Genomic DNA, 21,219 nt, shown 5'->3' on the forward strand with positions numbered 1-21,219 from the left:
CATCCTGCCTCAAACCGGTGAGCGTGGCGCGGATTCCTGCGCGATCGGCGATACGCGGCGCTTGGCCTCACGATAGAACGTATAGAGGCCGGAAGCGATGACGATCGCAGCGCCGAGCAGCGTCAGGCTGTCGGGCACCTCGGCGAAGAAGAAGAAGCCGAGCAGCGAGGAAAAGATCAGACTGGTATAACGGAATGGCGCGACGAAGGAAATTTCGCCGGTGCGCATGGCGAGGATGACCGACTGATAGCCGACGAGCACCAGCACCGAGGCGAGCAGGAGATGCCCGAGCGACGTCGCGTTGACCGGCTGCCAGCCGCCGAGCACCGGGATGAGCAAAGCACCGAAGAAAGAGATGGAGACGGCGGTGATGACAGTGATCATCAGCGAGGGAATCTCCGGATCAATCGAGCGCGTGGCGAGATCGCGGCCGGCCGTCGTCAGCACCGCGCCGACGCAGAGCAGGGCGGCTGGTGTAAACCCCTCCGGTCCGGGGCGGATGATGATCATGACGCCGACAAGGCCGACCAGAATCGCAGACCAGCGCCGCCAGCCGACGGACTCGCGAAAGAACAGCGCGGCACCGAAGGTGACCACCAGCGGCAGCGACTGCAGGATCGCCGAGGCATTGGCGATCGGCATCATGCCGAGCGCGGTGATATAGGTGACGGCGGATAACATCTCGCAGATGATGCGGAGAATGATCATCGGCTTAAGCACGAGGCGCAAGGAGCGCAGCGCGCCCATTTTCCTGGCGATCAGATAGACGAGCAGGCTGGTGAAGAGGCCGCGCAGGAACATGATCTCGCCGGCGTTCATATAGGCAATCACCGATTTGGAGAGAGCATCGCTCGCGGAAAAGCCGGCCATCGCCAAGCTCATATAGATGGCGCCCTCAGTATTGCGTGACCGCGGCATGAAGAGATTCCCTTTACCTGTGCGCCCCTTCTTAGTCGGGAAGATACATGAAGGGAATCGGATGAATGTCACACCCGGGATAAATCGATGATGCGCCGCACAATTGCGCTGACGCTGCGGCAGGTGCGTGTTTGGAAACAGCGGCAAGTGAACGTTTTACAATGCGAATTCCGATATTTCCAATGCGTCGATCCATGCTTCCGTCCTGATTGGGCAATTCCGTTGATCGCGGGCCGATAACATCGATTGCCGCCGGTTTTCGTTTGCCCGCGCGGGAAACGGGTGGCTGCATCGCCCGATGTTTGAGATTTGGGATGCCTCGACAACAGAGGAGAAACGGACATGACACTTCTGAACGACAAGGTCGCGATCATCACCGGCGCAAGCTCCGGCATCGGCCGCGCGGCGGCCAAGCTCTTTGCCCGGGAGGGTGCGAAGCTCGTGGTCACCGGACGGCGACAGGAGGCGCTCGATGCCGTCGTCGCCGAAATCGAGGCGGAGGGTGGGCAGGCCGTCGCCCTATCGGGCGATGTCCGGGACGAGGCGCTGCAGGCAAGGCTCACCGATACGGCGGTTTCGCGTTTCGGCAAGCTTGATATCGCCTTCAACAATGCCGGCGGCGTGGGCGAAATGGGACCGGTGGCGGCGCTGTCGCCGGAGGGGTGGCGCGAAACGATCGAGACCAATCTCACCGCCGCCTTCCTCGGCGCCAAACACCAGTCGGCGGCGATGGGAAAAGCCGGCGGGTCGCTGATCTTCACCTCGACCTTCGTCGGCCACACCGCCGGCATGCCCGGGATGGCCGCCTATGCGGCTGGTAAGGCGGGGTTGATCGGCTTCGTGCAGGTGCTCGCCGCCGAACTCGGGCGGCAGAACATCCGCGTCAACGCGCTGTTGCCCGGCGGCACCGATACGCCGGCCAGCATCACCAACGCGCCCGATGCGACGCCGGAACTGCTGGCTTTTGTGGAGGGGCTGCATGCGCTGAAGCGCATGGCCCGGCCGGAAGAGATCGCCAATGCGGCGCTGTTCCTGGCGTCGGATATGGCGAGCTTCGTGACGGGGACGGCAATGCTGGCGGATGGCGGGGTTTCGATCAGCCGAACGTAGGCTGGGCGAGGGTGGGATCGGCGTGTTGCAGGTCGAGCCACCCGCCCTCGTCCTTCGAGGCTCCGGCCTGCGGCCTGCAGACCTCAGGATGAGGGCTGATTGTGGTGCTGTTTGGCTGATGGACTGAGTGGTTTGCCGTGTGGCTGGTGGGCTGGTCGATGTGCCGAGTGGCTGGCGGCTGATCCATGTGCCATGTCACGCATAGTAAGATCTGGCTTGCTGCTCCGCCCTCCATTGAGGCAAGCCGCGACTTCTCTCCGACCTCATCCTGAGGTGCCCCGCAGGGGCCTCGAAGGACGGGGTCGGCCACTGGGGGGATGGAGGCGTGCTGTGGATTACTTAGACATTTTGCCTTTCGCTTTCGCTCAGCGCATTCGCGGCTTTGCCGCTCACCCCCTCATCTGCCTGCCGGCATCGACCGGGGTCGAGCCGTCGGTCTCGACCCGTCCTTCGGACCCCCGCTGGGGAGAAGGGGAATCGTGGTGGCGTCTCACTCCTCTTGAGACCTTTGGTGCAGGGATGTTGATCGTGCAGCTTGCCCCCTTCTCCCCAGCGGGGAGAAGATGCCCTTCAGGGCAGATGAGGGGTGAGGAGCGGCAGCGACGAACGCCTTGAGCGGCAAGCGAAAGGCATATGGCTGCGAAATTATTTCACATTTAGCTTCAGTGCCGTCCCGCCCAAAGCCGCCACTCCAACCTACGACATGATCAACCCGCCATCGACATTGATCGTCTGGCCGGTGATGTAGGCGGCGTCGTCGCTGGCGAGGAAGGTGACCAGGCCGGCGACGTCCTCGCCGGAGCCGGCGCGTTTCATCGGGATGCCTTCGACCCATTCCTTCATCAGTTCGCCGGGGGCGTAGTTGCCCAGCAGCTTGCCCCAGGCCTGGTCGTTATAGGCCCACATGTCGGTCTCGATGATGCCGGGGCAGAAGGCGTTTACGGTGATGTTTTCGGTCGCGACTTCCTTGGCCAGGCTCTGGGTGATGCCGACCACGCCCATTTTCGAGGCGGCGTAGTGCGGCGTGAAAATGAAGCCGTCTCGGGCCTGGCCGGAGGCGGTGTTGATGATGCGGCCGCCGCGCTTGTGTTTGCGCATGCGCGATATCGCCTCCTGGGCGCAGAGGAAGACGCCCTTGGTGTTGACGGCCATGACCTTGTCCCACTCGTTCTCGGTGAGGTCCTCGACGCGGGCGATAGTGATGACGCCGGCATTCTGGATCGAGACGTCGACAGAGCCGAATTCCGTCTCGGCCGCGTCGTAGAGGGCGATGACGCTTGTTTTGTCGGTCACGTCGCCGATGAAGGAGATCGCCTTGCTGCCTTCGGCCCGGATCTGCTCGGCAACGCCGTGGACCAGATCCTCGTTGGCCGAAACGACGAGATTGGCGCCTTCGCGGGCAAAACGCCTGGCGATTGCCGCGCCGATGCCGCGGCTGGCCCCGGTGATGACCACAGTCTTTTGTTCAAAGCGTTTCATGCTCTTTCCTTTCGGGTATCCGTCGAGGGCCGCAAATCCGCTCAACGGATTCGCGCGGTCTTGAGCGCCAGTGACGGCGTCGGCCTCAGCTCGTTCTATCGGCGGGAAGGGCGGGCAGGCGGCGATATCGCGCCGTCGTGCCCGTTGGTCCCTTCAGCGCCTCGATCTCAGCCAGGGAGGAAGCGAGATCGGTTCATTTTCTGTTGCCGGCAATGCGTTTTCTAATCCATCACCAGCAGCAGAAACCGCCGTCGACGAGCAGATCGACGCCGGTGACGAAACTTGCCGCGTTCGACAGCAGGAACACCGCCGGGCCGACCATCTCGTCGACCGCTGCCATGCGCTGCATCGGTGTCTGCTCCTCGAAAAGCTTGGTCTGATGAACCATCTCCGGACGGGTGTTCATCGGCGTCGCCGTATATCCGGGGGAGATGGTGTTGACGCGAATGCCGCGGTCGACCCATTCCATCGCCATGGACTTCGACATATGGATGACGCCCGCCTTGGAGGCGTTGTAATGCGCCTGGCTCAGGCCCCGGTTGACGATCACGCCCGACATGGAAGCGATGTTGACGATGGAGCCGCGTCCATTTTTCAGCATGGCGCGGGCCTCGGCCTGGCAGGAAAGAAAGATGCCCTTCAGGTTGATATCCATCAACGTCTGGTATTGGTCCTCTTCCATCTCTTCGGCCGCATTCGCATTGGCGATGCCTGCGGCGTTGACGGCCAGCGTCAAGGCGCCGAGATCGGCTTCGGTCCGTGCGACTGCTTCTCCGAGGGAAGACTTGCTCGTCACGTCCGCTGCGATCTGGATCGAACGGCGGCCGGCGGCGCGAATATGTTCAGCCGTATTGGCCAGTCCGTCGTCGGTTCGACGGTCGAGCAGCGCCACGTCGGCGCCGCATTGCGCAAGACCGATGGCAATGCGCTGCCCAATGCCGCTCCCGGCGCCGGTGACGATGGCAACCTGGCCGCTGAGATCGAAAAGCTTCGGGGCATTCAGAGTGATGTCGGACACCGCTCTTCCTTTCTCTGTCTGTTTAGATGGTGGCCAGCTCCATGACCGAAACGTCATTTGCCTGGTCACGATTGAGGATGCCCGCCTGCTTGCCTTGGGCAAGCACGAGGATGCGATTGGAGACCCCGAGAACTTCCTCGAGGTCCGAGCTTACGACGATGACCGCGACGCCCTGTTTGGCGAGATTGACGATGATGTCGTAGATGCCTGCGCGGGCGCCGACGTCGATGCCCCTCGTCGGTTCGTCCAGCACGACGACCTTAGGATCGCGCATCAGCCACTTGGCGATCACGACTTTCTGCTGGTTGCCACCGGAAAGGTCCGAGGCATATTGCTCGGCACGGCCCTTGACGCCGAACTTCGCAACGGCCTTTTCCGCAAACGAGCGCTTGACGCGCGGCGTAATCCAGCCACCGCCGAGTTTATCCAAATTGGCGTAGATGACGTTTTCGCTGATCCGATGCCCGACGATCAGACCTTGCTCCTTGCGGTCTTCCGGAACCATGACTATGCCCTTGGCGATCGCGTCCGCCGGATCGCGCAGCCTGAGTTCCTCGCCTTCCAGCTTGATCGAACCTGCACTGACCGGATCGGCGCCCGAAATCGCCCGAACCAGTTCGGTGCGGCCGGCGCCGACCAATCCGGCGATGCCGAGAATTTCTCCGGCCCGCACCTCGAAGGTCACATCGCGGAACGAATTATCTGGCGAACTCAGCCCGGACACCTCAAGGACCGGGCGGTCTGTCGGAACGGGAAGGGTAGGGAACAGGCGGTCAAGCGGACGCCCGACCATGCTCTCGACAATCGTTCGCACCGGGGTGGCGCTGTCTGAGAATTCCTGCACCCGCTCCCCGTCGCGAAGAACGACGATCCGGTCGGTTATCTGCTTGATCTCTTCCATACGGTGGGAAATGTAAACGATGCCGACACCCTCCGACCGGAGCTTGCGAACCTGTTCGAACAGCGCTTCGGTCTCCGCGCCGCCGAGGGCGGCTGTGGGTTCATCGAGGATCAGCAGCTTGGCGTTGAGAGCCAGCGCCTTGGCGATCTCGATCAGTTGTTGATTTGCGGTGGAAAGGCCGGCGACCGTCCGAGTGGCGGGTATGTGAAGGTTCAAGCGGGCAAGCTGGTCCTGAGCCCGGCGAACCATCTGGGCGCGGTCGACCACGCCGTTCTTCATCGGCCAGCGACCGATGAAGACGTTTTCGGCGATCGACAGCTGCGGCAGAAGCTGCAGTTCCTGATGGATCAGCACAACGCCCTTGTCGATCGCTTCCCTGGGGGTGGCCGGGGCATAAGGCTGCCCCAGCCATGTCATCGATCCTTCGGAGGGTGTGCGTGACCCGGCGATGATGCCCGACAGGGTCGACTTGCCCGCTCCGTTTTCACCGAGCAGAGCAACCACTTCGCCCGGATGGACGTCCAGGCTGACATTCTTCAGAACCTGGAGCGGCCCATACCACTTGGATATGCCCTTCAGGGAAAGAACCGGGTCAGTCATGGCACACCTCCTCAAGACCTCGACTTCATTAGAGCGCCGTGCGTCCTTTCGGACGGACAAAGGACGCTCTAACACTTTCAATCCTCGCATCGTGCTTTCCGAAAATCGTTCCCGATTTTCGGGGCGATGCGCTAAAGCGCGTCGCGTCAAACTTGATTCATGCGACGCGCTTTAGCTCTTTGTTTTTACGCATGTCGTTGCCGCAAAACCGCGGCACACTTTTGCGCGACATGCTTTAGGGATGGTTGGCGATGAAGCCTGCGACGTTTTCCTTGGTCGTCAGCGTGGCATCCATCAGCTGGACCGGGGGTACCTTTTCTCCGGCGACAAGCTTGGCGGCGTTTTCAACCGCATCGCGGCCCATCTTCTGCGTCTGCTGTGTCGCCGTTACGTTGAAGACACCCTTGCTGAGGGCTTCGAGAGCCGCGGTGTCGCCATCGAAACCGCCAACCACGATCTTCTGCGACGGATTGGCGACCTTGATCGCCTGGGCAGCGCCAAGGGCGAGACCGTCGGCCTGTGCGAAGACGATCGAAACATCAGGGTTTGCCTGCAGCATGTTCTGCATAATCTGGAAGCCTTCGTCCTGGCTCCAGATATTCGAGAACTGCTCGGCGACAACCTTCACGTCAGGATAGGCCTTGAGGGATTCAGCGCAGCCCTTCGAGCGATCGACTTCCGGCGTCGTGCCCTTCTGGCCGTGGATGATGACCATCTTCCCCTTGCCGCCGGCTTCCTTCAGAATGTAGTCGCACACCGCCTTGGCTGAGGCGACGGAATCCGTTGCGAGGAAGGTATCGCCCGGTGCACCCTCGGCGTTGCGGTCGACGTTGACGACCGGGATGCCGGCGCTCTTGGCCAGCTTGACCGGAACGGTCGCGGCCGCTGCACCTGCCGGAATGTAGATCAGCGCGTCGATTTTCTGGGTCAGAAGATCCTGGATCTGGTTGACCTGCGTCGGTCCGTCGCCCTTTGCGTCGACCGTGATGACTTCGATGCCGCGCTTCTTGGCTTCGGCCTCGACCGATTGCTTGATCTGGTTGAAGAAGTTTGCCTGAAGATTGGCAACGGCGAGGCCGAGCTTCTTCAGTTCCGCCGCGTGCACGGGGCCGAGCATGAGACCGAGCAGTGCAGCAGATGCGAGCATGGTGCGCGCTATTTTCATTGTATTTCCTCCGTTGTTTGATGGAACCCTCGGGTATGTCCTCCCCCTCGGGGCACTGATCCGCCCCCAATTTCGGGGCGGAATTTTGGGCCCGCCAACGCGGCGGACCCTGCTCGTCAGGCGCGACGCCGACGAATGGTCTCCGCGCCGACCGCGAGCACGATGACGATGCCGATGATCACCTGCTGCAGGAACGGCGAGACGTTGAGAAGATTGAGCCCGTTGCGCAGCACGCCGATGATCAGGACGCCGATCAGCGTTCCGCCGATGCCGCCGGCGCCGCCGGAGAGCGAAGTCCCGCCGATGACGACCGCGGCGATGGTGTCCAGCTCGTAGCCGAGACCGCTGGACGGTTGGACGGAATCCAGCCGGGCGGCGAGCACGATGCCTGCAAGCCCCGCAAGGACGGCACTCACGACATAGACTGATATCGTCACGAGGGGCACGTTGATGCCGGCCAGCCGCGCGACTTCGGCGTTTCCGCCCACCGCATAGAGCATGCGCCCTTCCGAGCGGAAGTGCAGGAAGAGCCAGGCCGCGAGAACAACCGCGAGCATGAGAAATACCGTGGCCGTCATGACGCCGAAATGGCGATCGATTGCCAGCATCATGAACCAGTCAGGGAATCCGACGATCTGCTGGCCGTCCGTGATCATGTTGGCGACGCCGCGCGCCGCAGACATCATCGCAAGCGTGGCGATGAAGGCTGGAACCCTGAACTGGGTGACCAGAAGTCCGACGATCAGGCCGGAAAATGCCGATGCCATCAGCGCAAAGGCGATCCCGACCGGCAGCGGCAGGCCGGCGACGTTGGCGGTCCAGCCCATGACCATCATCGCCAGGGCGAGTGCCGAGCCGACGGAGAGATCGATGCCGCCAATCAGGATGACGAAGGTCATTCCAACAGCCATGATGCCGAGAACGGTGATCTGGTCGAGGATGTTGAGGCCGTTTCGAACCGAAAGAAACGTGTCCGTGCTGAGGCTCAGAAAGACGCACAGCGCCAGCAATCCCACGAGCGGACCTGTCGCTCCCTTGAGCTTGCTCAGCCAGGCGCCGGACGAAAGCCCGTGTTCATTGATATCGAGCGCCACCATTGCTCCTCCCTCTGCCTCGGCTTGTATTCCAATATTCGTTCAGGTTAGAATAATTATTCACTCCTGCTGGAAAATTCATTAACAACTTGCTTTCCAGCTGTCAACAAGATTTCTGACGGCGCTTACGCTAGCAGCCTCGTTTAAGGGGCTTGACTAATCGGCTTGTTGTGCAAAAATATTGGACAGTGAATATTTATGCACGCGAGGAATCATGGATACGACAGAACTTGAGCGCATCGCCCGCGAGATCCGATTGCGCGATCTTCAGGCGGTCTTCGAAGCGGGTGCCGGCCATATTGGCGGGGAGATGTCGGTCATCGACATTTTGACGGCGCTCTATTTTCGTGTGCTGAAGGTCTGGCCGGATCAGCCTCGACATCCCGACCGCGATAGGTTCGTCCTTTCAAAGGGACATACGGCCTGCGCTCTCTATGTGACGCTCGCCAAACGCGGCTTCATTCCGGAGGAGGAGATTTCCACCTTTTTGCAGCCGCATTCGAGGCTGAACGGGCATCCGAATTGCAACAAGGTTCCCGGCGTCGAAACGAATACCGGGCCGCTCGGCCACGGTCTTCCGGTCGCCGTCGGAATGGCGAAAGCCGCCAAACTCGCCGGCGCTGGATATCACACCTATGTCGTCACCGGCGACGGTGAGATGCAGGAGGGCTCCAACTGGGAGGCGATCATGGCGGCCGCGCAGTTCAAGCTCGACAACTTGACGCTGGTGATCGACCACAACAGGTTCCAACAGGGGGCGGCGCTGGCGGAAACCAACGATCTCGCTCCACTTCGGCCGAAGCTCGAGGCCTTCGATTGGGACGTCACCGAGATCAACGGCAACGATATGAGCGAGATCGTTCCGGCGCTCGAACACCGGGGATCGAGACCGCATTGCATCGTTGCCCATACCAACAAGGGCCATGGAATTTCGTTCATGCAGGACCGGGTCGACTGGCACCACAAGGTGCCCAATAAGGAACAATACGAAATTGCATTGGCAGAATTGTCGGAGGCACTCTAATGAACGCGCCAGTAAACCCACCCAAGCTCTACGATTGCCGCGACGCCTTTGCTGCCACGCTCGAGCGGCTGGCAGCTGAAAACGAAACGATCGTTGCCGTCTGCAACGACTCCGTCGGTTCCTCCAAGCTCGGCGGCTTCAAGTCGAAGTTCGGGGAGCGCCTCGTCAACGTCGGCATTGCCGAGCAAAACATGGTCGGCGTTGGAGCGGGCCTTGCCAATGGCGGGCGTCTTCCATTCGTGTGCGCCGCTGCGCCGTTTCTCACGGGACGGTCGCTGGAGCAGATCAAGGCCGATATTTCCTACTCGAATGCCAACGTCAAACTGGTCGGCATTTCTTCCGGAATGGCATATGGCGAACTCGGCCCGACGCATCACTCGATCGAAGATTTCGCCTGGCTGCGGGTCCTGCCCAATCTTCCGGTCATTGCGCCCTGTGACCGCATCGAAACCGCTGCCGCGGTCGAGTGGGCCGCGGCCTATAACGGGCCATGTTTCCTGCGTCTGTCGCGGGTCGGCGTGCCGGATCTGCTTCCGGAGGGGCATAGGTTCGAACTCGGCAAGGCCAATCTGCTTCGCCAGGGCTCCGACGTCACGCTTATCGCCAACGGCACCTTGACCCATCGCATTGTCAAGGCGGCCGAGATTCTCGCCGGCCGCGGCATCGAGGCCAGGGTGCTCAACCTCGCCACGGTTCGTCCGATTGACGAGAAGGCCATTATCGCCGCGGCGAGGGAAACCGGAGCGATCGTCACGGCCGAAGAGCATTCGATCTTTGGCGGGCTCGGTTCCGCGGTCGCCGAAGTGGTGGTCGACAATGCTCCAGTGCCGATGAAGCGTCTCGGCGTTCCCGGCGTCTATGCCCCCACAGGTTCGGCAGAGTTCCTGCTCGACGAATACGGGATGGCGCCGTCGGCAATCGCCGACGCTGCACAGTCGCTGATCAAGCGTAAGTAAACTGGGATGGCGTGACCGGCCGGGAGGTTTTTGTCGCCCGGTCGCCACCTGATCCGGGAGGATGGAATGCGGGCAATTCTGGCCATCGACCAGGGCACGACCAATTCAAAAGCAGTTCTCGTTTCCGAAAAGGGAGAGATCGTCGGAAGGGGTTCGGCTCCTGTCGGCATTTCCTATCCTAAGCCGGGCTGGGTCGAACAAGACCCGCGCCGGCTCTACGCATCGGTCTGCGAAGCGATCGGCGCCTGCCTGAAGGCCGGCCCGGCTGTGGTGATCGAGGCGGTCGCCATTTCCAACCAGCGCGAGTCCGTCACCGCCTGGGACGCCGAAACGGGAGAGCCGCTCGGACCGGTGGTCAGCTGGCAGTGCCGTCGAACCGCGCAGGAGTGCGAACGACTGATTGCCGAAGGCCGCCTCGACCGTGTGCAGGCGCTGACCGGCCTGCCATTGGATCCGATGTTCCCGGGTTCGAAATTCCGATGGCTGCTCGACCGCGTTCCTGCCGGGCGGCCGGTGCGGCTGGGAACGATCGACAGTTGGCTCGTCCACTGCCTGACCGGCGGACGCCGGCATGTCTGCGACGCGTCCAATGCCGCCAGGAGCCAGCTGTTCGATCTGCGGGAACAGAGATGGAGCGAGGAGCTTGGCGAGATCTTCGGCGTCGATATCGCGCTCCTGCCCGAGGTGCTCGACAGTTCCGCCGATTTCGGCAGGACGCAAGGATTGCCAGGGGTGGCGGATGGCACTCCAATCATGGCCGCGATCGGAGACAGCCACGCAGCCTTGTTCGGCCATGGAGCCTTCAAGCCGGGCGACGGCAAGGTGACCTTCGGAACCGGCTCTTCTATCATGACGACGCTGCCGCAATTCGTTGCCCCACGCAACGGCGTCACAACCACCGTCGCATGGCGTATCGGGGGAAAGCCAACTTTCGCCTTCGAAGGCAATATTCTAGTTTGCGCCGCCAGCCTTCCCTGGATGGCGGATATTCTCGGCCTTGAAGATGTGGCGGCCCTTGTCGAGCTTGCGGCGAGTGCCGCGCCTGGCGGACCCGGTTTCGTGCCGGCCTTCGTCGGACTGGGGGCGCCTTACTGGAATTCCGACGCCCGTGCCTTGTTCTCGCAGATCAACTTCAACACGACACGGGCGCAAATGGCGCGGTCGGTCACCGATTCCATCGCCTTCCAGGTGCATGACGTGATCGCGGCGATGCGGGCGCAAAGCGGCGGCGAACTCGGCGCGCTCTATGTGGATGGGGGGCCGAGCCAGAACCGCTTCCTGATGCAGTGCGTCTCGAACCTCATCCAGCATCCCGTCATCCAATGCGAAGCACCCGAGGCGTCGGCGCTGGGCGCCGCCTATCTGGCGGGGCTGTCCCTCGGCTTGTGGAGCGACCTCCATATGGTCGCCGGGTTGCCGCGAAACACCCAGACCATTCAGCCGCAACCCGTGGATCGAGCAGCGCTTCTGCAGACCTGGAATGATGCGCTCGCCCGCTCGACGTCCCGCGAAACACAGGCTAAAGGTGAATAAAAATTCACTCTGGGATTAGCGATGACTCGCCTCAACGAACTCCGCCTCATTTCAAGGGTCGCCCAGATGTACCACATCGAGGGGCGGCGGCAGGCGGAGATCGCACAGCACCTTCGCCTGTCGCAGGCGACGGTGTCGCGCATGCTCAAGCGCGCCGAGGCTGAAGATATCGTACGAACCAGCGTCATCCCTCCCGTCGGCACCTACAGCGAACTCGAGAGCGCGCTTCGCGAAAGATACGGTCTGCCGGAGGCGATCGTCGTCGAGTGCACCGAAGACCGGGACGGGGCCATCATGGCGCGTATCGGCGAGGCAGCGGCGCATCTCCTGGAGGTGACGCTTTCGCCAGGAGAGATCATCGGCGTTTCGAGCTGGAGCCAGACCATTTTCAAGATGGTCGAGAACATTCATCCTTCGAAGAGCGCTCAGGTGAAATACGTGGTCCAGACCCTTGGCGGCATGGGTGACCCCTCCGTGCAGACGCATGCCACACAGCTGACCACGCGGCTTGCCCGGCTGACCGGCGCCGAGCCGAAACTGCTCCCCGTGCAGGGCGTGACGACATCAAGAGAGGCAAAACTTCTGATGCAGGCCGACCCCTTCGTCCGCGAGACGATGGATCTGTTCGGCAGCATAACGCTGGCGATCGTCGGCATCGGAGCTGTCGAACCCTCCGAACTTCTCGCACGCTCCGGCAATATCTTTTCGTCTCGCGAACTCTCCGATCTCGCCGAAGCGGGCGCCGTCGGCGATATTTCGCTTCGCTTCTTCGATAAAAACGGCAAGCCGGTCAAGACGCCCCTGGATGACCGGGTCATCGGGCTGCCGCTCGAGGATTTGGAGCGCGTGGACCGGGTCATTGCGCTCGCCGGCGGAGCCAAAAAGACTGACGCTATTGCAGGGGCGCTGCGCGTCGGGGTCATCGACATGCTGGTTACGGACAAGTTTACGGCGCAGCGATTGATCGATTGATCAGGCAGGCTGATTGCCAGCCTCAATGCGCCGTCCCATCCACGATCACATGGTCGTGGTCCAGCGAGCATTTCTCTACGCGGGCTTCGACCCTATAAATCTCCCGCAGCATCTCGGCGGTGACGACATCCCTGGGCGCGCCGCAAGCGCGCATGCGGCCATTGGCGATGAGGAGGACTTTGTTGGCGAAGCGCAGCGCCTGGTTGAGGTCGTGGATGGCGATGAGGACGATCATGCCTTTGGCGCGGGCTCGGCGGCGCATGAAGTCGAGGACTTCGACCTGGCGGTGGAGGTCGAGGGCGCTGGTGGGTTCGTCCATCAGCATGATTTCGGGTTCGCGGACGAGCGCCTGGGCGATCGAGACGAGCTGGCGCTGGCCGCCGGACAGCGCCCCGAGATCGCGGAAGGCGAGTGCTGTGATATCGAGCGCCCCCATGATCTCGTCGATGAAGCGCAGGTCATTATCGCCGACGGCCCAGGACTGGCCCTGTTTGCGGGCGAGCAGAATGGATTCGTAGACGGTCAGCACCGCATTCGCCGAGGTATCCTGCGGCATATAGCTGATGGCGTTCTTCGCCTTCGAACCTTCGACGACGACATCGCCCGGCCCCTTGAGCAGGCCGGTGATGCGCTTGAACAGCGTCGACTTGCCGGCCGCGTTCGGGCCGATGACCGCGACGATCTCGCCCGATTTCATCACCGGCGTCGTCACATCTTCGACGAAGAGCTTGCGGCCGTGATAGGCGCCGACCGACTGCAATTGAAGCGCTACCACGACCGGCTCCTGTTCGAGAGGATGAGCGAGAAGAAGAAGGGCACGCCGACCAGCGCGGTGATGATGCCGATCGGGAAGACGACGCCTGGGATGATCGACTTCGAGACGATCGAGGTCAGCGACAGCAGCAGCGCGCCCGAGAGGATCGAGCCCGGCAGGAAGAAGCGCTGATCCTCGCCGAGAATCATGCGGGCGATATGGGGGCCAACGAGGCCGACGAAACCGATGGTGCCGACGAAGCTGACGGGGACTGCGGCCAGCAGCGAGACGACCAGCATGGTTTCCAGCCGAATGCGACGGACATTGACGCCGAAGCTTGCGGCCTTGTCCTCGCCGAGGCGGATGGCGGTCAGCGCCCAGGCATTGCGGGCAAAGAGCGGAAGGGCAATCAGGAGAACGGCGAGCGTCACCCAGATCTTCGGCCAGGTGGCTTTTGTGAGGCTGCCCATCGTCCAGAAGACGACTGCCGACAGCGCCTGTTCGGAGGCGAGATATTGCAGGAAGGCCAGGGCCGCGTTGAAGGTGAAAACCAGGGCGATGCCGAGCAGCACCACTGTTTGCACCGAAACGCCGCGGGCCTGCGAGACGAAATGTATGAAAAGTGTCGCAATCAGCGCCATGATGAAGGCATTGACCGGTACGAGCAGGCCGGCGGCGACCGGCAGCAGCGGAACGCTGGTGACGATCGCCAGCGCCGCGCCGAAGCTTGCCGCCGCCGAGATGCCGAGCGTGAAGGGGCTGGCCAGCGGATTGGCGAGGATCGTCTGCATCTGCGCACCGGCGACGGAGAGCGAGGCGCCGACGACGATCGCCATCACGGCGACCGGCATGCGGATATTCCAGACGACGGCCCGCACCTGATCGGAAACGGAGGAGGGGTCGAGGAGGGCGGCGACGACCTCACGGAGGCTGTAGCGGGCCGGTCCCCAGGCGAGATCGACGGCAAAGGATAGACAGAGCGCCGCCGTCATGGCGGCAAGAATCAGAAGCTTGCGCCGGGTGAGGGCGCGGTAGCGCTCCCTCCCAGCTTCTGCTTCAACCGATATGGCGGCGATCTCGGCCATTTCGCACTACTGGCTCGCCTTGGCGTCGACCCAATAACCCGGCTGATAGGCGACCGGCAGGAATTTTTCGTGGAATTCCTTGAAGGTGGCATCCGGATCGAGATCGGCAAAGAGGTTCGGGTGGAACCACTTGGCGAGCTGCTGCACGGCGACGAATTGATAGGGGCTGGTATAGAACTGGTGCCAGATCGCATGGACGTTGCCGCCGGCAACCGCCCTGGAGCCTGTGAAGGCCGGATTTTCCATCAGCGTATTCAGCGCCTTGCGGCTGTCGCCGAAGGTCGCGGCCGCATTCGGGCCGACATTGACGAAGTCCTTGGCATCCTTGGTCTGGCTCCAGTTGGAACCGGTGACGACGACGACGTCAGGATTGGAGGCGACGACCTGTTCGGCATTGATCGAGCCGGTATAGCCGGGCAGGAAATCGGAGCCGAGATTATGGCCGCCGGCCAGATCGACCATCAGGCCGAAATTATCGGGGCCGAAGGTGCCGCAGCATTCCACCAGGCCGGCGGCGCGGTACATGAAGACATTCGGCTTCGGCGGATTGGCGGCCTTCAGCCTGTCGGTGACGCGCGCCATCTGTTCTTTCCAGTAGGCAGCGACGGCTTCGGCGCGGTCCTCATGGCCAAAGAGCTGGCCGAGGATCTTCAGGCTCGGTTCGGTGTTGGCGAGAATATGCTCGCGAAAATCGATATAGACGATCTTCACGCCGATGCCGGCGAGCATGTCCTCGAGCTTCACCTCGTCGGCCGCCGTCTTGTTGCCGATCGGCAGCAAAAGCACGTCGGGATGCAGCTTGACGACGGTCTCGGTCTGTAATGTGCCATCCGTCAGATTGCCGAGGAAGGGCAGGTCCTTGCCTTTGGGAAACTTCGCGACATAGGCGTTGAAGCCGTCCTTGTCGGTGGTCCAGAGATCGTTGCGCCAGCCGACGATCTTGGCGAAGGGATCTTCCTTCTCGATCGGCGCGACGGCGTAGAGCATGCGGCCTTCCCCAAGGATCACACGCTCGACCGGCTTGTCGAAGCTGACTTCGCGGCCGGCGACATCCTTGACGGTGAAGGACTGCGCCCAGGCCGAAAGCGGCATCAAGGCGGCAATCGCAGCTGCGGACACTGCGAGCATTTTTGCGAAATTCATCTGGAAATTCCCCTGACGTCTGAATAATGTCCGCAGGCATAAGAAATATGACTTTGTGAATCAAGTTATATGTTTTAGAGCCTTTCCAAACTGATGCCATGCCGGGGTGCCTTGCGATGAATTCGATGAATACCAACTACTCGATCCGCGACGAAATTCGCGATTTCTGGTCGGAGCGGGCTGAGACCTTCGACCAGAGCGTCGGCCATGAAATCTTTTCGGAAGGCGAGCGGAAGGGCTGGCAGCGGCTGATCCGGAAGCATCTCGGCGAAGGCCAGGGGCGCGCAGCACTCGATCTCGCCTGCGGCACCGCCGTGATATCGCATCTGATGAACGATGTCGGCTTCAGGGTCACCGGGCTCGACTGGTCGGACGCGATGCTGGCGAAGGCGCGCGCCAAGGCGAAGAAGCGCGGCACCGATATCCGCTTCATCTCCGGCGACGCCGAAAACACCATGGAGCCGCGGGACAGCTACGACGTCATCACCAACCGGCACCTTGTCTGGACGCTGGTGGACCCGGCCTCGGCCTTCAAGGAATGGTTCGCGGTGCTGAAGCCGGGCGGCAAAGTGCTGATCTTCGACGGCAATATGGGCAAGGAGACCTGGGTCAAGGGCCTGCAGAAGCTCTGGACGAAAATCACCGGTAAGCCGGCGGCGAGCCATATGTCGCCGGAGATGATGGCGCGGCATCAGAAGATCCGCTCGCGCGTGCATTTCTCCCATGACATGCCGGCCGAAGCGGTGGTCGAGCTTCTTCGCAAGGCGGGTTTTGTGGACATCGTGGTCGACCGCAAGCTTGGGGACGTTCATTGGGCGCAGGCGCGCAAGATGCCGTTTTTGCGCGGGCTTGAGCGTATGGTGCAGGAGCGGTTTGCGATTTGTGCGCGTAAGCCTGGGTGATGGGGGCTGCGGCTTCTCCCTCTTCTCCCCAGCGGGGAGAAGGTGGCCCGCAGGGTCGGATGAGGGGGCCCGCGGCACTGCATTTAATGCCCTTCGCTTGCGCTCAGCGCATTCGCTCCTGTCGTCGCTCACCCCCTCATCTGCCCTGAAGGGCATCTTCTCCCCGCTGGGGAGAAGAGGGAAATTCCCGCACCGTATCCCGGCCCTTCGCTTGGGCTCAGGGCGTTCGACGCTGCGATCGATTCACTGGATCGATCGCTCCCGCTTCGCGGGACCGCGTCTCACCCACCCGTAACACTCATATGCCGGGCCACGGCCGGCCTGTTATGCGTGCGGTCGATGATGAAGTCGTGGCCCTTCGGTTTGCGGGTGATGGCCTCGTCGATGGCGGTGTGGAGGAGGGAGTCGTCTTCGGTGGCGCGCAGTGCGGCGCGAAGATCGGCGGCGTCGTTCTGGCCGAGGCACATATAGAGCGTGCCGGTGCAGGTGAGGCGGACGCGATTGCAGCTCTCGCAGAAATTATGGGTCATCGGCGTGATGAAGCCGAGGCGGCCGCCGGTCTCCGTGACCCTGACGTAGCGCGCCGGGCCGCCGGTCTGGTAATCGATATCGGTGAGGGTGAACTGCTTTTCCAGATCGGCGCGCAGCTCGGAGAGCGGCAGGTACTGGTCGGTGCGGTCCTCGTCTATCTCGCCCATCGGCATGGTTTCGATCACCGTCAGGTCCATGCCGCGGCCATGGGCGAAGCGCAGGAGATCGGGCATCTCGGCGTCGTTGAAATCTTTCAGCGCCACGGCGTTGAGCTTGATCTTGATGCCGGCCTTCTGCGCTGCGTCGATGCCTTCCATCACCTTCGCGAAATCGCCCCAGCGGGTGATCTTGCGGAATTTGTCGGGATCGAGCGTATCGAGCGAGACATTGATGCGGCGCACGCCGCACTCATAGAGCTCCTCGGCATGGCGGGAGAGCTGCGAGCCATTGGTGGTCAGCGTCAGCTCGTCGAGGCCGGAACCGATCTTTTCCCCGAGCTGGCGGACAAGATACATGATGTTCTTGCGCACCAGCGGTTCGCCGCCGGTCAGCCGGATCTTCCTCACGCCCTTGGCGACGAAGGCGGAACAGAGCCGGTCGAGCTCTTCCAGCGTCAACAGGTCCTTCTTCGGCAGGAAGGTCATGTTCTCGGCCATGCAATAGGTGCAGCGGAAATCGCAGCGGTCGGTGACGGAGACGCGCAGATAGGTGACGGCCCGGCCGAACGGGTCGATCATCGGATGTGCATCCGCCGTGAGCGGCGATGCATCGCCTATCGTTCCTACCCTGGTATTCAACTGGATCTCCGTACTCTCTTCAATGTGGGCATATGCTATTGTCGCGTCAAGGGAAACAGCCGGTGCGCGCATGCCAATTTCAGCTTGCGCTGAAAAACATCAGCGCCTACTCCTCGCAGGAGAAGAGGACAAAATGATGAGCGATATCTGGCCGAGCGAAATTCGCGTTTCGAAAGACCGGCAGCGGCTGGCGGTGACCTTCGACGACGGCCGGAGCTTCGAGCTGTCGGCCGAGCTTTTGCGCGTGCTGTCGCCGTCGGCCGAGGTGCAGGGCCACGGGCCGGGACAGCGGGTGACGGTGCCGGGCAAGCGCAACGTCGCGATCATCTCGATGACGCCGACCGGCAATTATGCCGTCAGGATCGGTTTTGACGACATGCACGATACCGGCATCTATACCTGGACTTATCTGCGCGAACTCGGCGAACGGGGCGCGGAGCTGTTTTCGGCCTATGAGGACGAGCTCCGCGAAAAAGGCATGAACCGCGACACGGCGGAAAAGCCGCGCTGAAATCAACGGGTATCGGGGGATACATGACAAAAGCGACCGGAAAGAACTGGCTGCGCGCCAAGGGGAGTGCGGCCGGCAGCAAGGTGACCTTCCTCGAACTGTTCTTCGACCTGGTCTTTGTCTTTTCGATCTCGCAGCTTTCGCATGCGCTTGCCGCTCATTATACGCCGCTTGGTGCCGCCGAGGCGGCATTGATGACCTTTTCGGTCTGGTGGGTATGGATCTTCACCGCCTGGGTGACCAACTGGCTCGATCCCGACAAGATGCCGGTGCGCGGCATGCTGGTGGCGCTGATGATGCTGGGGCTGCTGCTGTCGGCCTCCATTCCCGAGGCCTTCGGCGACAAGGGGTTGCTCTTTGCCGGCGCCTATGTGGCGATGCAGGTCGGGCGCTCATTGTTTGCGACCTATGCGATGACACGCGTCGACCGCGCCAATACGCTGAATTTTGTCCGCATCACCACCTGGCTCATCGTTGCCGCCGTCTTCTGGATCGCCGGCGGGCTGCTGGAGCATGAAGCCCGGCTGATCGCCTGGGTGATTGCGCTGGCGATCGAATATGCCGGGCCGGCCGCGGGCTTTGCGGTGCCGGGCCTCGGCCGCTCCGTTCCAAGCGACTGGGATGTGTCCGGCGCCCATATGGCCGAGCGCTGCGCGCTCTTCGTCATCATCTGCCTCGGCGAAGCGATCCTGGTATCCGGACGCACCTTTTCGGAGCTGCCGGTTTCGGGGCTGACCGGCATCGTCTTCATCACCGGCTTCGTCGGCACGGTCGCCATGTGGTGGCTTTATTTCCGTTTCGGCCACGGGCGCGCCGCCCACCGCATCGAACATGAGGCGACGCCGGGGGCCTTGGCGCGGCAGGCCTTCACCTATGGGCATATCCCGATCCTGGCCGGCATCATCGTGCATGCGGTGGCCGTCGAGTTCATGTTCTCGCATCCGCACGAGGCCGGCGATTTCGGCATCGCTGCGGCGGTGCTCGGCGGCTCCGGCCTGTTCCTGATCGGCAATCTCTGGTTCAAGGGCGCGACCAGCGGGCAGCTGCCGCTGTCGCATCTTGCCGGCCTCGTGTTGCTGATCCTTCTCGCCTTCGCAGCCCCCTTCATCGAGATCTATCTGCTGGGCATTCTGGCGACGCTGGTGCTGATCGTCGTCGCGGCCTGGGAATACCGCTCGCTGAGCGGTACATCGCCGGCGCCGACGCTGCATTGATCGTCAGTCGTTGTCGCTGAGATCCTTGAGCAGGGTGGCGATGATGCGCTCCATCGAGATGGCCGTCGCCATGCATTGCTCGATCGGCTCGTCGGAGAGGGTGCGTTCGATGAGAGCGGTCTGGATCGCCATCGCCGCCTCTGTCAGCCGGCGGCCCTCCGCGGTGAGATAAAGGCGCAGCACGCGCTTGTCGCGCGCGTCGCCGCGCCGCTCGATCAGATCCCGTTTTTCCATCTGCGGCAAGAGCATGCTCATATTGGAGCGGCCGACCAGCAGCTTGCGCGCCAGTTCCTGCTGCGAGATGCCCTCAAAACGATAGAGATTGACGAGAATGTCGAGGTGCGGCGGCTTGATGTCGAGATCGGCCAGCGAGCGGGTCAGCGACTGCTGCATCAGTTGGCAGGCGCGCGCCACCGCGATCCAGCTGCGAAAACGCGGATGATCCCAGGGAAGGGATTGATTTTTGTTCATCGTTGTACTTTATTGTTCAGTGTTGAACAGTCTTTTGGATTCTCACTATGGCAAATTTTGCGCTGGAGGTCACCCGTCTGGGTTTTTCGGCTCTGCAGGCGGTTTCACCGGAGCTGGCCGGCAGGATGGCGTTCCGGCTGTTCTGCCGCACACCGTCGCCGCGGCCGAAGGGCGCGAAGGCAAAGGCGGCGCATGCCGCGGGCGCGGCCCGGCTTGCCGGCGCTGAGCATTTTACCCTCAAGCTTGCCAGCGGGGCGAAAGCGCATGCCTACCGGCTGAACGGCGGGGCGAGGGGAAAACGCCCGCGTTTCCTGGTGACGCATGGCTGGGGCTCGAGTGGCGAATATATGGCCGAGCTCGTCTCGATGCTTGCGGCAACCGGTGCGGAAGTGGTGGCGCTCGATTTTCCCGGCCACGGGCGCGCCGGCGGGCGGTTCCTGCATATGGGGCTTGCGGTCGGTGCGATCGCCGCGGCCGGGGAGCGGTTCGGCGCCTTCGATGCGGTCATCGGCCATTCCTTCGGCGGTGCGGCGCTGATGGTCTCGGCGGCCGGCCTGCTGCCCGACATGGCGCCTGTTGCCTGCGAACGGCTGGTGCTGATCGGCGCGCCAAGCGAGATGCGCTGGCTGTTTGTCGATTTCGGCCGGATGATCGGCCTTCGCCCCGCGGCGCAGGCCGCGCTGGAGAATGAGGTTCATCGCGTCACCGGGCGGCGACTTGAGGCGTTCGACGCGGACAATACGGCAGGCGGCATCGGCCGACCGGTGCTCGTCATCCATGCCGAGGACGACAAGGAGGTGCCGCCGGCCCATGCCAGGCGGTACGGTGCGGCGGGTGCAAGTGTGCGCCTGTTCTGGGCGAACGGCTTCGGGCATCGGCGCATCGTCGGCGCAGAGCCGGTGCTTGGCGCGATTGCGGCTTTTCTCGACGGCGATCGGGGTGAAGAGGACGCGTTTGACGAAAGCATCAAAAAAGATGCGGAGATCATTCCGTTTTTTGAGCTTCCGGCGCGGCGCGCGGCATTGTAGCGTCCGGCGCGAA

The 21,219-nt window shown here is 62.3% G+C and carries 20 protein-coding genes; 9 read left to right on the plus strand and 11 right to left on the minus strand.

Annotated elements, in window-relative coordinates; genetic code table 11:
* Positions 1-9: 9 nt before the first annotated feature.
* Positions 10-918, minus strand: a complete 909-nt coding sequence (locus tag ATY75_RS17365) for a DMT family transporter (RefSeq protein ID WP_088938530.1) — start codon at positions 916-918, stop codon at positions 10-12.
* A 342-nt stretch (positions 919-1,260) separates the two neighbouring features.
* On the opposite strand from ATY75_RS17365, the gene ATY75_RS17370 reads away from it, so the two are divergent.
* The gene (locus ATY75_RS17370) at positions 1,261-2,028 is read left to right on the plus strand and encodes an SDR family oxidoreductase (RefSeq protein WP_088938531.1); all 768 of its coding nucleotides are present in this window, start codon (positions 1,261-1,263) and stop codon (positions 2,026-2,028) included.
* Between the two features lie 696 nt (positions 2,029-2,724).
* Here the strand turns inward: ATY75_RS17370 and ATY75_RS17380 are convergent.
* The 5 genes from ATY75_RS17380 to ATY75_RS17400 form a co-directional block, all read right to left on the minus strand.
* Positions 2,725-3,507 (minus strand): glucose 1-dehydrogenase, encoded by a 783-nt coding sequence (locus tag ATY75_RS17380; RefSeq protein WP_088938533.1) that lies wholly within the window; start codon positions 3,505-3,507, stop codon positions 2,725-2,727.
* Between the two features lie 229 nt (positions 3,508-3,736).
* Positions 3,737-4,525 carry an SDR family oxidoreductase gene (locus tag ATY75_RS17385; protein ID WP_088938534.1) on the minus strand — a complete coding sequence of 263 codons (789 nt, stop codon included), beginning with the start codon at positions 4,523-4,525 and terminating at the stop codon, positions 3,737-3,739.
* A gap of 22 nt (positions 4,526-4,547) precedes the next feature.
* Complete coding sequence (locus tag ATY75_RS17390) at positions 4,548-6,026, minus strand: sugar ABC transporter ATP-binding protein (protein WP_088938535.1); 1,479 nt, start codon at positions 6,024-6,026, stop codon at positions 4,548-4,550.
* Between the two features lie 235 nt (positions 6,027-6,261).
* Positions 6,262-7,191, minus strand: coding sequence for a sugar ABC transporter substrate-binding protein (locus ATY75_RS17395; protein ID WP_003569108.1), 930 nt, complete (start codon positions 7,189-7,191; stop codon positions 6,262-6,264).
* A 116-nt stretch (positions 7,192-7,307) separates the two neighbouring features.
* A complete protein-coding gene (locus ATY75_RS17400) occupies positions 7,308-8,288 on the minus strand; it encodes an ABC transporter permease (protein ID WP_088938536.1) in 981 nt (326 codons plus the stop codon).
* A 211-nt stretch (positions 8,289-8,499) separates the two neighbouring features.
* Here ATY75_RS17400 and ATY75_RS17405 point away from each other — a divergent pair, with 211 nt between their 5' ends.
* The 4 genes from ATY75_RS17405 to ATY75_RS17420 all read left to right on the plus strand — a co-directional run bounded on the left by ATY75_RS17405 (position 8,500) and on the right by ATY75_RS17420 (position 12,770).
* Positions 8,500-9,309: a transketolase gene (locus ATY75_RS17405; protein WP_088938537.1), complete on the plus strand. Its 810-nt coding sequence runs from the start codon at positions 8,500-8,502 to the stop codon at positions 9,307-9,309.
* Positions 9,309-10,265 (plus strand): transketolase family protein, encoded by a 957-nt coding sequence (locus ATY75_RS17410; protein ID WP_088938538.1) that lies wholly within the window; start codon positions 9,309-9,311, stop codon positions 10,263-10,265. The genes ATY75_RS17405 and ATY75_RS17410 overlap by 1 nt, the downstream gene beginning before the upstream one ends.
* Before the next feature lie 66 nt (positions 10,266-10,331).
* The gene (locus tag ATY75_RS17415) at positions 10,332-11,798 is read left to right on the plus strand and encodes an FGGY-family carbohydrate kinase (protein WP_088938539.1); all 1,467 of its coding nucleotides are present in this window, start codon (positions 10,332-10,334) and stop codon (positions 11,796-11,798) included.
* A gap of 21 nt (positions 11,799-11,819) precedes the next feature.
* Positions 11,820-12,770: a sugar-binding transcriptional regulator gene (locus tag ATY75_RS17420; protein ID WP_088938540.1), complete on the plus strand. Its 951-nt coding sequence runs from the start codon at positions 11,820-11,822 to the stop codon at positions 12,768-12,770.
* A 22-nt stretch (positions 12,771-12,792) separates the two neighbouring features.
* Here the strand turns inward: ATY75_RS17420 and ATY75_RS17425 are convergent, their stop codons facing one another.
* The 3 genes from ATY75_RS17425 to ATY75_RS17435 are packed head-to-tail and all read right to left on the minus strand — an operon-like array spanning position 12,793 to position 15,752.
* On the minus strand, positions 12,793-13,545 hold the full coding sequence (locus tag ATY75_RS17425; protein ID WP_088938541.1) for an ABC transporter ATP-binding protein: 753 nt from the start codon (positions 13,543-13,545) through the stop codon (positions 12,793-12,795).
* Positions 13,539-14,609, minus strand: coding sequence for an iron ABC transporter permease (locus tag ATY75_RS17430; protein ID WP_088938542.1), 1,071 nt, complete (start codon positions 14,607-14,609; stop codon positions 13,539-13,541). The genes ATY75_RS17425 and ATY75_RS17430 overlap by 7 nt, the downstream gene beginning before the upstream one ends.
* A gap of 6 nt (positions 14,610-14,615) precedes the next feature.
* Positions 14,616-15,752 carry an ABC transporter substrate-binding protein gene (locus ATY75_RS17435; RefSeq protein ID WP_088938543.1) on the minus strand — a complete coding sequence of 379 codons (1,137 nt, stop codon included), beginning with the start codon at positions 15,750-15,752 and terminating at the stop codon, positions 14,616-14,618.
* A 116-nt stretch (positions 15,753-15,868) separates the two neighbouring features.
* Here ATY75_RS17435 and ATY75_RS17440 point away from each other — a divergent pair, with 116 nt between their 5' ends.
* Entirely contained in the window at positions 15,869-16,654 is a 786-nt protein-coding gene (locus tag ATY75_RS17440) for a methyltransferase domain-containing protein (protein WP_088938544.1), read from the plus strand.
* A gap of 281 nt (positions 16,655-16,935) precedes the next feature.
* Here ATY75_RS17440 and moaA read toward each other — a convergent pair whose 3' ends face one another.
* The gene (moaA, locus tag ATY75_RS17445) at positions 16,936-17,982 is read right to left on the minus strand and encodes a GTP 3',8-cyclase MoaA (RefSeq protein ID WP_088938545.1); all 1,047 of its coding nucleotides are present in this window, start codon (positions 17,980-17,982) and stop codon (positions 16,936-16,938) included.
* A 136-nt stretch (positions 17,983-18,118) separates the two neighbouring features.
* Here moaA and ATY75_RS17450 point away from each other — a divergent pair, with 136 nt between their 5' ends.
* Together ATY75_RS17450 and ATY75_RS17455 are read left to right on the plus strand one after the other, a co-directional pair.
* On the plus strand, positions 18,119-18,493 hold the full coding sequence (locus tag ATY75_RS17450) for a DUF971 domain-containing protein (protein WP_064841348.1): 375 nt from the start codon (positions 18,119-18,121) through the stop codon (positions 18,491-18,493).
* A 23-nt stretch (positions 18,494-18,516) separates the two neighbouring features.
* Positions 18,517-19,707: a low temperature requirement protein A gene (locus ATY75_RS17455; protein WP_088938546.1), complete on the plus strand. Its 1,191-nt coding sequence runs from the start codon at positions 18,517-18,519 to the stop codon at positions 19,705-19,707.
* A 3-nt stretch (positions 19,708-19,710) separates the two neighbouring features.
* Here the strand turns inward: ATY75_RS17455 and ATY75_RS17460 are convergent, their stop codons facing one another.
* The gene (locus ATY75_RS17460) at positions 19,711-20,178 is read right to left on the minus strand and encodes a MarR family transcriptional regulator (protein ID WP_088938547.1); all 468 of its coding nucleotides are present in this window, start codon (positions 20,176-20,178) and stop codon (positions 19,711-19,713) included.
* Between the two features lie 47 nt (positions 20,179-20,225).
* Here ATY75_RS17460 and ATY75_RS17465 point away from each other — a divergent pair, with 47 nt between their 5' ends.
* On the plus strand, positions 20,226-21,206 hold the full coding sequence (locus tag ATY75_RS17465) for an alpha/beta fold hydrolase (RefSeq protein ID WP_088938548.1): 981 nt from the start codon (positions 20,226-20,228) through the stop codon (positions 21,204-21,206).
* Positions 21,207-21,219 lie beyond the last annotated feature (13 nt).

The organism is Rhizobium sp. N122 (assembly GCF_002211295.1).
GTDB lineage: Bacteria > Pseudomonadota > Alphaproteobacteria > Rhizobiales > Rhizobiaceae > Rhizobium.

Bases quoted from the DNA above. Each gene is read 5' to 3' on its own strand.
- ATY75_RS17410 (WP_088938538.1), top strand. From the start codon at position 9,309: ATGAACGCGCCAGTAAACCCACCCAAGCTCTACGATTGCCGCGACGCC.
- ATY75_RS17460 (WP_088938547.1), bottom strand. From the start codon at position 20,178: ATGAACAAAAATCAATCCCTTCCCTGGGATCATCCGCGTTTTCGCAGC.
- ATY75_RS17450 (WP_064841348.1), top strand. From the start codon at position 18,119: ATGAGCGATATCTGGCCGAGCGAAATTCGCGTTTCGAAAGACCGGCAG.
- ATY75_RS17370 (WP_088938531.1), top strand. From the start codon at position 1,261: ATGACACTTCTGAACGACAAGGTCGCGATCATCACCGGCGCAAGCTCC.
- ATY75_RS17440 (WP_088938544.1), top strand. From the start codon at position 15,869: ATGAATTCGATGAATACCAACTACTCGATCCGCGACGAAATTCGCGAT.
- ATY75_RS17420 (WP_088938540.1), top strand. From the start codon at position 11,820: ATGACTCGCCTCAACGAACTCCGCCTCATTTCAAGGGTCGCCCAGATG.
- ATY75_RS17400 (WP_088938536.1), bottom strand. From the start codon at position 8,288: ATGGTGGCGCTCGATATCAATGAACACGGGCTTTCGTCCGGCGCCTGG.
- ATY75_RS17380 (WP_088938533.1), bottom strand. From the start codon at position 3,507: ATGAAACGCTTTGAACAAAAGACTGTGGTCATCACCGGGGCCAGCCGC.
- ATY75_RS17405 (WP_088938537.1), top strand. From the start codon at position 8,500: ATGGATACGACAGAACTTGAGCGCATCGCCCGCGAGATCCGATTGCGC.
- ATY75_RS17390 (WP_088938535.1), bottom strand. From the start codon at position 6,026: ATGACTGACCCGGTTCTTTCCCTGAAGGGCATATCCAAGTGGTATGGG.
- ATY75_RS17415 (WP_088938539.1), top strand. From the start codon at position 10,332: ATGCGGGCAATTCTGGCCATCGACCAGGGCACGACCAATTCAAAAGCA.
- ATY75_RS17395 (WP_003569108.1), bottom strand. From the start codon at position 7,191: ATGAAAATAGCGCGCACCATGCTCGCATCTGCTGCACTGCTCGGTCTC.
- ATY75_RS17365 (WP_088938530.1), bottom strand. From the start codon at position 918: ATGCCGCGGTCACGCAATACTGAGGGCGCCATCTATATGAGCTTGGCG.
- ATY75_RS17430 (WP_088938542.1), bottom strand. From the start codon at position 14,609: ATGGCCGAGATCGCCGCCATATCGGTTGAAGCAGAAGCTGGGAGGGAG.
- ATY75_RS17435 (WP_088938543.1), bottom strand. From the start codon at position 15,752: ATGAATTTCGCAAAAATGCTCGCAGTGTCCGCAGCTGCGATTGCCGCC.
- ATY75_RS17465 (WP_088938548.1), top strand. From the start codon at position 20,226: ATGGCAAATTTTGCGCTGGAGGTCACCCGTCTGGGTTTTTCGGCTCTG.
- ATY75_RS17455 (WP_088938546.1), top strand. From the start codon at position 18,517: ATGACAAAAGCGACCGGAAAGAACTGGCTGCGCGCCAAGGGGAGTGCG.